The sequence below is a fragment of the Burkholderia sp. Tr-20390 genome, assembly GCF_017104595.1.
Classification (GTDB): domain Bacteria; phylum Pseudomonadota; class Gammaproteobacteria; order Burkholderiales; family Burkholderiaceae; genus Burkholderia.
The window spans coordinates 59,341-73,321 of the sequence record NZ_JAAGPC010000009.1 but is presented as its reverse complement, the minus strand read 5'-3'; the positions used below and the strand labels follow the sequence as shown (position 1 = coordinate 73,321).

Annotated in this window: 10 protein-coding genes; 6 read left to right on the top strand and 4 right to left on the bottom strand. The window is 63.4% G+C overall.

The window, feature by feature from the left end; genetic code table 11:
- The first annotated feature begins 20 nt into the window (after positions 1–20).
- The 4 genes from G3N98_RS04940 to G3N98_RS04925 all read left to right on the top strand — a co-directional run bounded on the left by G3N98_RS04940 (position 21) and on the right by G3N98_RS04925 (position 3,534).
- Entirely contained in the window at positions 21–899 is an 879-nt protein-coding gene (locus tag G3N98_RS04940; RefSeq protein WP_089429440.1) for a phytanoyl-CoA dioxygenase family protein, read from the top strand.
- 244 nt (positions 900–1,143) lie between these two features.
- A complete protein-coding gene (locus G3N98_RS04935; RefSeq protein ID WP_346779064.1) occupies positions 1,144–2,292 on the top strand; it encodes an MFS transporter in 1,149 nt (382 codons plus the stop codon).
- A gap of 204 nt (positions 2,293–2,496) precedes the next feature.
- Positions 2,497–3,186, top strand: a complete 690-nt coding sequence (locus G3N98_RS04930) for a hypothetical protein (RefSeq protein ID WP_206147442.1) — start codon at positions 2,497–2,499, stop codon at positions 3,184–3,186.
- Between the two features lie 51 nt (positions 3,187–3,237).
- Complete coding sequence (locus tag G3N98_RS04925) at positions 3,238–3,534, top strand: EthD family reductase (RefSeq protein ID WP_206147441.1); 297 nt, start codon at positions 3,238–3,240, stop codon at positions 3,532–3,534.
- Between the two features lie 305 nt (positions 3,535–3,839).
- Here G3N98_RS04925 and G3N98_RS04920 read toward each other — a convergent pair whose 3' ends face one another.
- Both G3N98_RS04920 and G3N98_RS04915 read right to left on the bottom strand, forming a co-directional pair.
- A complete protein-coding gene (locus tag G3N98_RS04920) occupies positions 3,840–5,177 on the bottom strand; it encodes an aminotransferase class III-fold pyridoxal phosphate-dependent enzyme (RefSeq protein WP_241025744.1) in 1,338 nt (445 codons plus the stop codon).
- 831 nt (positions 5,178–6,008) lie between these two features.
- Positions 6,009–6,884 (bottom strand): phytanoyl-CoA dioxygenase family protein, encoded by an 876-nt coding sequence (locus G3N98_RS04915; RefSeq protein WP_206147440.1) that lies wholly within the window; start codon positions 6,882–6,884, stop codon positions 6,009–6,011.
- Between the two features lie 927 nt (positions 6,885–7,811).
- On the opposite strand from G3N98_RS04915, the gene G3N98_RS04910 reads away from it, so the two are divergent.
- Positions 7,812–7,958, top strand: a complete 147-nt coding sequence (locus G3N98_RS04910; RefSeq protein WP_076841491.1) for a DUF3096 domain-containing protein — start codon at positions 7,812–7,814, stop codon at positions 7,956–7,958.
- A 16-nt stretch (positions 7,959–7,974) separates the two neighbouring features.
- Here the strand turns inward: G3N98_RS04910 and G3N98_RS04905 are convergent, their stop codons facing one another.
- Complete coding sequence (locus tag G3N98_RS04905; RefSeq protein ID WP_206147465.1) at positions 7,975–9,780, bottom strand: alkaline phosphatase D family protein; 1,806 nt, start codon at positions 9,778–9,780, stop codon at positions 7,975–7,977.
- A 255-nt stretch (positions 9,781–10,035) separates the two neighbouring features.
- On the opposite strand from G3N98_RS04905, the gene G3N98_RS04900 reads away from it, so the two are divergent.
- The gene (locus G3N98_RS04900) at positions 10,036–12,456 is read left to right on the top strand and encodes an AsmA family protein (RefSeq protein ID WP_206147439.1); all 2,421 of its coding nucleotides are present in this window, start codon (positions 10,036–10,038) and stop codon (positions 12,454–12,456) included.
- A 99-nt stretch (positions 12,457–12,555) separates the two neighbouring features.
- Here G3N98_RS04900 and G3N98_RS04895 read toward each other — a convergent pair whose 3' ends face one another.
- On the bottom strand, positions 12,556–13,956 hold the full coding sequence (locus tag G3N98_RS04895) for a TolC family protein (RefSeq protein ID WP_206147438.1): 1,401 nt from the start codon (positions 13,954–13,956) through the stop codon (positions 12,556–12,558).
- Positions 13,957–13,981: the final 25 nt, after the last annotated feature.

Sequence of the window (13,981 nt, the reverse complement as noted above, 5' to 3'; positions counted from 1 at the left end):
AATTTGTTGGAGGAATCATCATGTCGTTGCAGCGCCTTTCAAGTGGTAGCACTCCTGAAGATCTTGCCAATGCGGTCAGGCAGGATGGTGGAGCGATCGTCAAGAACTTTCTCGATTCCGATTTGCTCGCGCGAATCCAGCGTACGCTCTTCGACACGCTCGAGTCGGCTCCGAACGGAGTAGACGATTACTTCGCCGGGACACAGACGCGTCGCGTCTCGCGCCTCTTCGCGCGTACCGACTGGATGGCCGAGGTTGCGTTGCACCCGCTCTATCTGGGCGCGGCGCGCAGCATCCTGCAGACGCCGATCAAGATCTGGAGCGGCGAAAACCAGGTCGATGTCGCGCCCGATATTCAGGTGGGGGTGACGCAAGCGATCCAGATCCTGCCGGGTCAGGGCCTTCAGCCGTTGCATCGTGACGATTCCGTATGGCTCTGGCGGCACCCGAACTATGGGCGCGAGGCCCGGTTCCAGGTGATGGTGGCCGTATCGGACTTCACGGCGGAAAACGGCGCCACGCTCGTCATCCCGGGTAGCCACAAGTGGGACGACGAGCGCATGCCGACGCAGGAGGAAGCCATTCCCGCGACCATGTCGGCCGGCGATGCGCTGTTCTTCATCGGCTCCACCTATCACGGCGGCGGCAAGAACACCAGCGATGCCCCGCGCACCGGCCTGACGATGTCGTATGACCTGGCGATCCTCCGGCAGGAAGAAAACCAGTACCTCACGCTGCCGATTGAACGCGTGAAGCGCTATCCGGAAGAGCTGCAGCGCCTGCTCGGCTGGACGTACGGCACGACCTTTGCCGGCTTCGTCGAGCGCAACGGTCAAATGTCGGATCCGAACGACCTGTTGAAGATGAAGGATTTCCTCGAGGTCGGGCATTTCGATTAACGGACGGGATGGGTGATGGAATCCTGGCCCGGTTTTCACGTGGAAATCGGGCGATTCCATCATCTGGAGGCATCGCGGTCGCTCGACGGGATGCCTGGATCGGTGCACAGCGAGCCGTTCCGATAGCGCGATTTTTCGGTTGGATGCAGCAGTCTTCGAAACAGTGCCGGTATGAATGCGAGCAAGAGGGCGATTCGATGCCTCGTCGCGATCTCGCATTCGTGCAAACGACAAGGAGTCGATCGTGAGTGTCGAAATCAAGGGAATCCGAAAAATCGCGCTGCTTTATACAGGAGCCGTGGTCTGGACGCCCACCTACCTGCTCCCATTCAGCATCGAGGAATCGATGGCCCGGTTCGGGCTGTCCGAAAGCACCGCGGGTTGGCTCGCGTCCGCGGTGCTGCTCTGTCTTTCGCTTTCCATCATCGTTTTCGGTCGTCACACGGCGACGTTGAACAAGCGGACGGGCGCGCTCGCTGCGGCAGCGCTTGCCGTCCTGTCGACGTGTGCGATGTTTTCACATAATTTCCATGTATTCGTCGCCGCGAAGCTGGTTCTCGGCGCCGCGTTGGGCGTCAGCTGCGTGTGCGCGTATGGGGTGATTGCACACGTCAAGCATCCGGAGAAGGTCGCGGCGCAAGTCGCCGTTGCGATGGCCATCATATTTTCCTGTGCGATGTACGTCGTACCGATCCTGAATGTGAAGATGGGTCATATCGGGGTGGATGCCGTCCAGCTCGCCGTGGTCGTTGCGGCGCTGTTTTTCGGCGCGTTCATGCATCCCGCCGTCAACGCAAGCGAGGAAGCGGTCGCGAAGGACGCCATCAAATCCAGTGACGTCCGAGGGATGCTGATCAGCGCATTCTTCATCTACGTCTCGCAGACGGCCCTCATGGGATTTGCCGCTGAGGTCGCTGCAACCCGGGGCGTCGAAGCGGAGCAACTCGGCATGCTGTTCATGCTCAATGCGGCCCTCCAGTTGCCGGTGGGGGTGGCGGTCAACTGGCTGGGCGATCGCTTGGGTCTGTTCAAGCCGATCGCCCTTGGACTCGCGCTGTTGATCGCATGCAGCCTGGGCATGTATTGCGTGGGCGGCAAGTGGGCGTTTCTCGTGTCGACGGCGCTCGTCAGTGCCGGCGCCACGCTGGTGGCTCCTTATATGGTGGCGGCACTTTCACAAATGGATGCCAGCGGAAGAAGCACCGCGACCTGTGCGTCGGCAATCAATCTTGGCCTGGCAGTGGGCCCCGCGATTGCCGGCACGGTGTTCAGCGTGGCCGGTTTGCGCGCGGTCGGCTGGCTCTCCGTCGGGTTGCTGGTGGTGCCGATGTTTCTGGCCAGCGTGGCGATCCGGCAGTTCAAGGCAAAACATGCCGAAGCCGCGGTCGCCTGACGTGCGCGGCGAAGCGATCAACCGAGCGTGGCCGCACTGACCGCACCGGTACCTGGGCGGCGCCAGCATGCCTGACATGCCGGTGCGGAGCAGGCATCTCCCGGAAGCGTCCTCTCGCGTCGACAGGCAGCGCAAAAAACTGCCGTGAACGTGGATGACGAACATGGCGGCAGACAAATATCTCGACGATCACGGAGTTTTTTCATGGAACTCAAATTCTATCTTTATTGCCTGGCTGATCTCGCGTTGATCGTGACCTCGTTCATTTGTGGCGTGAAGTATTTCGGGAAGCGCAACGGCCTTCTCGGATTCGAGTCGCTGGTCGTGACGTTCTCGGCAACGAATTTGATGATCAATGCCTTGACCGGCAAGGCGATCTTTTTCAGTATCTCGCTTTTCTGCGACGCCTTTTCAAGAGGCTTCGGCGTGCCGATCATCATCGTTGCGGGCATGATGTCGGTTACGCATCGATATAAACCATCGATGGTCGGCGACGTGGCGTATGCGGTGGGGGCGCTGGTGGGGACGGTTATTTTGTGGACCGCGGATTTCATGGTTGGGCCCAAGCCGTATTTCTATCTGGTGATGTGGTCGTTGTTCTCGCTTTACCTCATTTACGTTGTCAAGAAACTGGCGAATGCCGGAGAGTATCGTAATGCTGCGGGTGTGATCCTGACACTCGTATCCACGCAGATTATTGCGAGCGTCTACGACTTTTACCCTATCCCTGGCGACGGCGACCATATGATTTTCTATATATTTGCATTGCTTTCTTGGTCTTATATGTCAGTCTCGTTGTATTACGCCTATTGTGCGCTGGAACGGGTGCAGGAAAAGGAAGGGAATCTGATTCGAGGTTATACCCTTGGTCGCCTGGAGCGAAAGCCGCAGTAATTGTCGCGTTCCTGCGGGAATGTATTTGATTCTTCATGCGAGAGATCGGATATGGCTACCTTGATCGTGAGTTATCCCGCTGTAGCGGGTATGGAATTTGACCGCGAGTACTATCTCGCCACCCACGCGTCGCTCGTACGGGCGGCGTGGGGCGAATGTGGGCTGCAGTCGGTGGAGGTGCTGTTTCCGGCGCCGGGTCCGCAGCCTTTTGCCTGCGTCACGCTATTGCGTTTCAGCGATCAGGCTGGAATCGACGCCGCGCTGGCTTCGGCCAGAACAGCCGAGGTGGTCGGCGATGTGCGGAACTTCACCAACGTTCAACCGGCGATCTTCCGCGCCGGCGACTGACCGAGTCGTCGACGACCGAACCTGGTCTACGAGGGCAAGAAGGTCTGAGACAAAGTGTCCGCGTGGACCGATGCACTCGGGCCTTGACGACGAAGCAACAAGACCTTAGAAGCAGAATGCCGGTGGGCCGCGGGCGGGAAGACCGACTGGAACTTGACGAAGACGCGGTTCGGGAGTGGATCGAGCCTGGCCTGAGGCCGGGCGTATCGATTGCCCGCGCGGCCGCTCAGGGTTTTGACGCCGGACGAATGCGCTCGGCAATACAGCCTTCGGCCGCAGGCCGAAGGCTCATCCAGCATCCGGCATCAACGCTGCACGGTGTCCAGGATATCCAGGCGGCTCACTGCCACCGCCTTCTGCTTGATCGCGCCAAACGCCGTTTCGGTCGCCTCGAGCGTACGCGCGATGTCTTCGTCGGTATGGCTCGCCGTGAAGAACATGTTGTGCCACGGGTGGAGATAGGCGCCGTTCTTGATGACTTCCGACGTCCACGCCCGCCCGCGCGACACGAGCTCGTCGTCACCCGCGAACAGCATCTGGGGCATGACGCTCGGCCCGGTCTGCTTGAGTTCGAAGCCATGCCGCTCGGCTTGCTCGGCGAGGCCCGCGCGCAGCGTGTCCGCCAACCGCCTGGTGTGTTCGAGGTAGTCCGTTTCTCGTACCAGGCGCAGCGTTTCGATGGCCGCGGCCATCGGCACGGCCGAGAGCCAGTAGGAGCCCGTGACGAAAATGTTCGTCGCGGCCTCTCGTGCCTTGTCCGAACCGAGCACCGCCGCGATCGCATAGCCGCCGCCGATGGCCTTGCCCCAGCAGCTGAGGTCCGGGTGCACGCCCCAGTCCGACCACGAGCAATCACGCGACAGGCGCAGCCCCGTGCGGACCTCGTCGACGACCAGAAGCGCTTCCTGCTCGTCCGCGAGGCGACGGCATTCCTTCGCGTACTCGATCGACGGGAAAAACTGATCGTAGAGCACTTCGTGCCGGAACGGCGTCGCGTAGATGGCCGCTACGTCACCGTCGACGCTCTTGACGGCGGCATTGAGGCTCTCGAGATCGTTGTACTCGAAGTAGACGACGTGAGCGCGGTCTTCCTTGGTAATCCCCGTCATATAGGGCACGTTCCACGGCGACGCACCATGGTACGTGCCGCGCGCCACGAGAATCTTCCGCTTCTCGCGATACGCGCGCGAGATCACCATGGCCATCGAGGTAGCGTCCGAGCCGTTCTTGCAGAACATCGCCCAATCGGCGTGGCTGACCTGTTGAGTGAGCGCCTCGGCAAGCTGAACCATCACCTCGCTGGGGCCCGTCGCCGTGTCGATCTTCTGCAACTGGAGGGCCGCGGCTTGCTCGATCCGCTCGTTGCCGTAGCCGAACAGGTTCGTGCCGTAGCCACATACGTAGTCGATGTACTGGTTGCCGTCGACGTCCCAGAGATGGGACCCTTTCGCTTTCGCGAAGTACAGCGGGAAATCTTCCGTCAAATACTTGACGCTCTGGTGACCGTACATCCCGCCCGGGATGACCTTTTCGGCTCTTGCGAACCACTCGTTCTTCCTTGCCAGCCTGTCCATGCTCGACTCCTTGTGAAAAATTCGTTTACGGAACGTCAGACCCGATATCAAGTCTTTTGACTGAGTCATTTGACCTGGTATTTGAACCCATGGAATGTTGGGGAATGCCGCATCCGAAATCTCGCGTCTCGTTGTTGGATCGACGCGCCGACCAACCTCGCTTCGCGAATGCAGCCACGCTGCGTTACGCGCCTGGGTGCCTGTCGTCGCTTCACGAGACTTGGTCATTTGACCGAGTCTAGTGTCCATAAATGTCGTCCAGACTGAAATTGGCGTTTTCCACTAGTGCTTCGCGGCAGTGGATCAATGTCATGCCGGGCATGCCACGGCGATGGGGGAGGAGGCGAGGCGGCGGCGGCGGTGGACTTCCGCGAGAAGATTTCGCCGCGGGAGACAGCGGTGTGTACAGGCGTGTCCAGGCGCACGGTGCGCGCATGGCAGGGGCAGACGGGTCCATGCAGTCGGAGCATCCGAAGCACGAGCAGTGCGCTACGCGGATCGCGTTCGACACGATCCGCGCACGAGGCTACGCCCGCATGTTCGATCTTTCCGGATGGCGCCTATTGGCTCGAGTCGTAGTGCTCGATATGGTAGAGAACCATGAATCCCGGGCTGAGTACGAGAAGTAACCCGGCAACGAGGGAGATTGCGACAAATAAACGCTTCACCATGATCACGCTCCTGAGTTGGATGAGGTGCAATAGAAAGTCGATTCTTGAGGGCCATCCCCGGAAAGGCGCGCAATCCCCGCATTGTTCTCAAGATCGCAACGCGATTCGTCAGGTCGATCTTCATGGGGTGTTTCGCTGGCGATGATGCTGTCGTGGCCCGCGCATGCGCATCACGGAATCCGTGGAGGGGGATCCCCCTCCCGGACGGATGCAGGCGTCTGTTCGTGGCTCAGAGGCCAAGATGCGTCGCGATATCGTCGTAGTCGACTTGCCACAGGCCCGGCGTGCCGGCCGGATATTGCGAGCGGAAGCCGATGATTCGCTGAACGCGTTTCGACAGGCGTCGTACGGTGTCCATCTCGACGATGAAGGGATACGCTTCCTCCGGCGTCAGGTAGGACGGTTGCATCGGAATCGTGAGCCCACGCCGGCGCTCGTTCTTCGTCACGTTCGCGCCGCCACCGTGGATCACCTTGCCGCTGAACAGCAATGCGTCGCCGGCGTCCATCTCGGCTGCAATGGTCATGTCGGGCGTGCCCTTGCTGTTGAAGTAATCCTCGTCCCAGTTCTGGCTTCCCGGAATGATTCGGGTGGCGCCGTTTTCCTCGGTGAAGCGCGTCAGCGCAATCATGAGGTTGGTGAATACCGTAGGCCCGTTGACGCCGAGCGCGCACAGGGGCGGAAAATTTCCGACATCGCGATGCAGCATCTGTGCCGTGTTACCCGGGCCGATGTCGATGACCTGCGCGGTCGAAAGCCACCAGTCGCCGGACTCTTCACGGTAGAGCACCTCGCCGAGTTCATGAAAGAGTTCGTCATCCAGAACATCCCCGAACGTCTTGCTGTGCGTGACCATGTTCGTCAGGCGCTTCGTATAGGTGCCGTGGAATTCCTTGATCAGTTCGTTGTCGTGCGACGACCCTTCGCGAAGCCGCTCGAGCGGCGCATCGACCTCGCGATTGATGTTCGCGACCTGCTCCCGGGTCAGATAATTCTTGATCCGGACTCCACCATATTGATTCATGAGCGACACGATCTCTTGCGCGCTGGTCTGTTTGGGGACGGTGGGGAGCGCGTCCTGAATGTTCTGAATATTGGCGTTCATGTTTGCCTCAAAGTTGCGTGGACGGGTAAATCAGACGCGGCGTCACGTTCTGATTCGGGTGGTGATCCAGACCTCAAGTCGAATTTTTGACTGAGTCATTTGACTGCGTATGCCTTCGCTTTCTGCTATACGTTCCTGCCACGCCCGTTGACGGAGCACGCACGGTGTTCCCGACGTTGTCGCGACCTCCGGGTCGTCCAGTACATGATCCCGGAAGCGACAGACATGGACGCATTCGCCGGGTTTTCCGGTGAGCCGGAGTATTCGCGACGAATCAGGTCAATTGACCAAGTCTTATGATCGAGGAAGTTAACATGGCGTTTTTCGACGGTCGATCATGGTTAACCCGTCGCGTTTGAATGGTGTAGCGGATGAAAGGAGAGCGGTCGTTCCGGCGTGCATGCGAAAGTTGTGATCACGCCTGACGCGGTGTGGCGAGACGTGATTCGGAATCGAATGGCCACGCCGGCGACGACGTTCCTCGACACGTTCAGTCTTACGCTCGGGCTCGCGCATACGGGCCCGGTGTGGCGCGAACCAGGCGATCGGGCACGCAAGCTGCTTGCTCGTCATAAGCGTTCGCGTACGGAGTCGCATCCCGTGCCGTTGCGTGCGCCACGATCGACATCCTTCCCCGGCGCCGCTGCGCGGCGACCGACGCAGGATCCGCGGACGATTTTTCAAGCCCTTGTCAATTCTGTCCCGGCATCGCGACGCGTGACGGCTTCTGCACGACGAAGCGCCGTGAGAGATGCGCGAGCGCCATGGCTCGAACGCATGCCGGTATTTTCACAGGAGCTCGCGCGCTGAGCCAGGCACGGAAATCGCTCCGCCCCGCAATGAAACGCTGCACGACACATGCCCGTCGTGTTTCGGCGAGGCGCTTCACCCAGCGATTTCGCGATCTATTGTCATGAGGGCAACGCCATGCACACATTCACGAACTGGAGCCCGTTGGTCTCGCTGATCGCCGGGATTCTCATCCTGGTGGTACCGCGCCTGCTGAACTACATCGTCGCAATCTACCTCATCGTCATTGGATTGCTTGGGCTTTTCGGCGGACATTTCCACTGACGCGCCGCGTCGGCGTCTACACAGGGTCGACGCGTACCTCGACTGAATCCCTGGGCACCGTCAATCGCGTGCGGCCAAGCAGTGCATCCGCGGGCGCGGTGCCGTCCGGGTTCAACGGCTTCACCTTGTTGAACGTGACGGAAAAGGATTCCGGTGTGACGGTGGCCGATGCATAACCCTGCGCGTCGTGGTCGGCGTGGCACAGATCGGGGTTGTTCGCCATCAGGAAGCGGTCGAGTCGGGCCGAGGTCGCCACGATCGACGCGAGTGGTGTCCCGTTCCACGCGGCTTTCAGGTAGGTGTAGAAGGACATGCTGCTGATGCCGGCGCAGACGAAATCGACGATGACCGGCACCCCCGTCGCGGGATCGGGATCGTCGCGCACGACGCCGCCCTGAAAGGCATGCAGGTCTCCGGTGATCGCCACGACGTTACGGATCCCGTGCTCCCGCAAGTAAGCGAGCAGTTCGTGCTTGTGCGCGGGATAGCCGTCCCATGCGTCGCAATCCACCACGAGGCGGGCCGCCGGTGTCCCGGGTGCGCCCGGCATCACGAACCACAGACGGTTCAACATCACTTCGTTGCCCCATACCTTCCAGGTGGCCGGCGAGTCCTTCATCAAGGTTTTCCACCATCGTGTCTGTTCCGGACCGAGCATCGACGGCGGGCGGCCGAGCTGCCGGGTGTCGCGCGCCTCGTCGCGTTGCAGCACGTCCTGCTTGACGAAGTAGCGCGAGCCGGCTGCGTCGTCCCCATGCACCGGGTCGTGCCCGTGCGCTCGTGCGACAGCGGCTTCGCTCACGACGTGGTCGTCGCGATACAGCCGCTCGTCCGTCATCACCAGATGCATCAGCATGCCGAAACGAAAATCGCGGTAGATGCGAATGTTCGTGTACGACGGATTGTCCGGCTCGAAGCGCACATCGTCCCAATCCACCGGCATGTATTCCGCCCACGCGCGACTGGCGCTGCGGCGCCGCCCGGTTTCCTGCCGCTCCTCGTTGGTGTAGACCTGATGGTCCTGCCAGCAGTCGTCGGAAAATTCGTGGTCGTCCCAGATCGCGATCATCGGCAGGCGCTGGTGCAGCGTCTGCAGGCGCGGATCGGTTCGATAGGTGCGATAGAGCGTCCGGTAGTCTTCGAGCGTCTCGGCATACGCGCGGCCGTCCGCGAGCAGCTTGCCGCCGCTCAGGTGCAGCGGAGGATGCGCCGGCTCGGCGCGGCCGGGGGGAGCGGTCCCGACCGTTTCATAGATGTAGTCGCCCACGTGCACGACGAAATCGAGGTCGCGCTCGTCGGCCAGCAGCGTCATCGCTTGCCAGTGGTTGACGCTCCAGTCCTGGCAGGTGAGCCACGCGAAGCGAACCCGTTCGTTGGCCTCGTTTGCCGCCGGCGCGGTGCGCGCGACACCCGTCATGCTGACGTCGTCGCCGGCGACGAACCTGTAGTGGTAGGTGGTCTTCGGCGTGAAGGCCGTCACCTTCGCGCGCACGGTGAAGTCGTGGATGGCCAGCGCCCGCAACGGGACGCGGGCGACGAGCGTCGAGAAATCCGCCCGCGTCGATACTTCGAGTCGTAGCGGTACTGCGCGCGCGGCGCCTTTTGCGTCGTGCTGCACGCCGCTGGATACCGGAACGCATCGCGTCCAGAACACGATGGAGTGATCGCGCGGATCACCGCTTGCAACACCTTGCGGGAATCGATGGAGGTTCTTGCGCGCAGGGCTGCCCGGCAGGGCCGCCGGTGAAACGTCGTGCGTGACGGCGGCGGCGGCCGCAATGGTAAAAAAAGCCGACGACTTGAGGAAATGGCGACGATCCATTGATCCTCCCGATCGACATCCCGTGGATGCGGGAAGCGCTGCGGCAGGCGCCCGCTTCTCGCGCCGGACAAGCTTGCCACTGCCCCCGCAGCGCGCGGCAGGGGAGCAGTCGATCCGGAACATTACTGCGAAGAGCGACGACTGAAAAGTCGTGCGAACCCCATTTTCGACTTCCCGCACGCCATCCGGCGGAAGGCGCGTGTATGCAGGAACGCGCCTTGCTGGATACCGGGCAGCAAACTGGGGGAGTGAGCAATGCACATCGGCCACAGCGTCGGCAAGGCGGCCGCGTGGCTTGCCGTGAGCGTCACCCTGGCGCTTGCCGCGCTGGTGATCGTCATCGTGACGTTCGACTGGAATCGAGCCCGGCCCTGGATCGATGACAAGGTGTCGGACGCGATCGGACGGCAGTTCGCCATCAACGGCGACCTGCAGGTCGGGTGGCGTCGGCCCGCGAGCGAGCACGGCTGGCGCGCATGGGTGCCCTGGCCACGATTCGTCGCACGTAATGTCACGATCGCCAACCCCGACTGGGCGCGCACGAAGTATTTCGTCACGCTGGATGCGATCAGTTTCGAGGTCGAGGCGCTGCCGCTGATGGCGCGCCGCATCGTGATTCCGGCAATCGATCTGGTCAATCCGTCCGTCGACCTCGAGCGCCTGAAGGACGGGCGAGCCAACTGGACGTTCAAGTTCAAGCAGCCCGCCCAGTCGGGCCGATGGGCGCTCGACCTGCATGAGATCGCGTTTGCCCAAGGCAATCTCGGGTACTACGACCAGCAGAAGCAGTTCGACCTGAGCGCGGTGATCGACACGCTTGGCCAGCCGATCCCGTTCGACGCGGTGATGAAACAGCAAGAGGCGTTGGCGCACCACGAATCGGCACGGGCCGTCGGCCCGGCGGGTCAGAAGAAGCTCGCGGCCCAGGCGCACGCGGGTGCGGCGCAACCGGTGGTGCCTGCATCGGGTGCCGAAGCGGCGTCACGCGCATCGGCAGCGGCTTCGCAAGCCCTGGCCGCTGCTTCGCATGCTGCGGCGACGACTTCCGGCACCGCGATCGCCCCGGCTGCGTCAGGCCCGGCGGCGGTATCGAACGCCCCCGCAGCGGCCGCATCGGGCGCGGCGGCCTCGGCGCCCGCGGCCTCCACCGGCGTCGGCACTTACACGATTGGCTGGTCCGTCAAGGGAACCTACAAGAAGGGCAAGGTCGCCGGCACGGGCAAGATCGGCAATTTGCTGGATGTGCGGGGCGCGCAACGTCCGTTTCCGGTTCAGGCCGATTTGCGCTTCGGCGATACGCACCTGGCGCTCGTCGGCACGCTGACGGACCCGTCTCACCTGGCCGCGGTCGATCTCCGGCTGTGGCTTGCGGGCACCAGCATGGCCAAGCTGTATGACGTCACGGGCATCACCCTGCCCGAAACCTCGCCCTATGCGACCGACGGCCGGCTGGTCGGCCAGTTCCGGGCGTCCGGGAACGTCTTCAAGTACGAGAACTTCACGGGACGCGTCGGCGGCAGCGATCTCGGCGGCACGCTGGTGTACGTGTCGCGCGAACCGAGGCCGTTGTTGTCCGGCACGCTGGAGTCGAGGCTGCTGCAGTTCTCCGACCTCGCGCCGCTCATCGGCGCCGACACGAATGCCAGCAAGGCGCGGCGGGGGGCCGCGCCCACCCAGCCCGCGAACAAGGCGTTGCCGGTCGAGACATTTCGCACGGACCGCTGGAAGAAGATCGATGCCGACGTTCGATTCACCGGTCGGCGCATCGTCAAGACCGCGAGCCTGCCGATCACCGACCTGTCGACCCATATCGTGATGCAGGACGGCGTGCTGACGCTCAACCCGCTGAACTTCGGTGTCGCGGGCGGGACGCTCGCGTCGAACATCCACCTGGACGGCAGCGGCGTACCGCTCAAAGGGCGGTTCTCGCTGCAGGCGCGGCATCTGAAACTCAAGCAACTGTTCCCGACCTTCCCGGTGATGCAAACGGCGCTCGGCGAGGTCAACGGCGATGCCGCGTTGTCGGCCACCGGCAATTCGCCGGCGGCGCTTGCCGCGACTTCCAACGGCGAGGTGAAGACGTTGGTGACCGACGGCACGGTGAGCCTCTTGCTGATGGAAGCCGCGGGGCTGAACGTCGCCAACGTGGTGTACGAGAAACTGTTCGGCACACGCGACGTGAAGATCAACTGCGGCGTGGCCGACTTCGTGGCCACCAACGGCGTGCTCGACTCGCGCGTATTCGCGCTCGACACCGAGGATGCGGTGATCGCAATGGACGGCAACGTGAACCTGCGGGACGAGACCATGAACCTGACGATCCATCCGCATACCAAGGGATTCCGGGTGATATCGCTACGCTCGCCGCTGTACGTCACCGGATCGTTCAAGCAACCGCACGTCGGGGTGAAGGCGGGCGCGCTGATCGCGCGGGGCGGGGCCGCGGTCGGGCTGGGCTTGCTGAACCCGCTCGCCAGTCTGCTCGCGTTGCTGCAGCCGGGGCGCAGCCGCCCGTTGCCGTGCGGGCAGATGCTGGCCGACATGGAGCGGCGCCCGGTCGCGCCACCGCCGGGCGTCCGGCAGAAGACGAAGGCGGCGCCGGCGTACATGAATGCGCCGTCGGCGGCTTCTTCGGCTTCCGCGCCGGTGGGTGGCGAACTTCGGCATGGGAAGTGAGTGAGGTGTGCGGTAGCAACGCGGACGCTTCGCGCCGACGCGGGTGCCCCACCACGCGTCGCCGGTACGCAAGCGTCGCGGCCGCGTCGGCCGGGCCGCCTAGACGGCCCCGGCAAAGGTGCGGCGCAGGCCGACCGCGGCTTCCCATTGCGCGCCGATTGCCGTTTCCAGCGCGTCGCGGGACCGCAGGTGCGCGTGGCGCGCGGCGAGCACATCGCTCATATCGGCCTGGCCTGCGTCATACAGTCTGGCCGCATTGTGTGCGGCGACCTTTCCGGCCGCCTCGGCGCGTTGCCACTCCTGCATCGAGCGATCCGATGCGGACCACCGGGCCAGGCTCGTCTCGACGTCGACGAGCGCCGCCAGCATGGCCTTTTCGTATTCGGCCATCGCTTCCTGCGCGCGCGCATCGTGTACCGCGACGTTGGCGCGAATCCGGCCACCGTCGAGGATGGGCAGCGTCACCGACACGCCATAGCCGACGGCCACGCGAGGCGCGGCGCCATCGCCGACCGCGGCCAGCCTTTCCTTCGTCCCCGCCCACTCGATCTGAAGGCGCGGATAGACCTCTTTCCGGGCGGCGCCGGCACGGGCGAGCGCGGCGTCGAGTGCGCGCGCCTGACGCTGCACGTCGGGCCTGCGCTCGAGCAGCGTGGCGGGCAACACCGTCGCGGGCGGCGCGGGCAGTGCGGCCGGCACGGCTTGCGCGCCGAGCTCGGGCGCCTGGGGGCTGCCGACGAGCAGCGCGAGCTGATGCAAGCGTACCCGGTGTTCGCCGTCGAGCTGGGCAAGCGACGCCTGTTCCTGCGCCAGTTCGGCACGCCAGCGTTCGACGTCCAGCGCCGTCACCTGGCCCGCGGCGAATTTGCGCTCCGCCACGACCGCCTGCCTTTGCGCAACCTCGAGCGCCTCGCGCTTGAGCGCTGAGCGCCGCTCCAGCGTGCGCAATTCGAAGTAGGCGGTACTGACGTCCGCGGCCAGCGCAATGCGGGTCGCACGGAGCGCCTCGCGAGCGACGGCGCTGTCGGACCGTGCGGCGTCCACCAGCAACGCACCGCGCCCGAACAGATCGACTTCCCACGCGGCACGCAAGCCGACGCCGCTGCGCTCCGCACGCGGATCGACGCTGTTTTCGCGTCCGCGCTCGCCGCGCGCCATCGCATCCAGCCGCGGGCGGCGCTCCGCCTCGGCGCTGTCGCCGAGCGCGCGCGCCTGCGCGAGGCGCGCCGCGGCGATCTTCAGGTCGCGATTGGCATCGAGCGCGCTGTCCACCAGTCGATCGAGCACCGGATCGCCGAAATCCCGCCACCACATGTCGCCGACGGTGCCCTGCTTCCCGGGCGATGTCTCGGCCCATTGCGAGGGCGCCGCAACGGCGGGCGCCGTGGCGACGTGGCTGGGCGGGGCGATCGCACAGCCGCCGAGGGCGAGTGTCGCGGCAAGAGCAAGACAGGTCAGCGCTCGGTGCGCGGAAACAGGGCGGGAAACAACGGTCGTCATGGATTTACCTTGAGTCTTGACATGG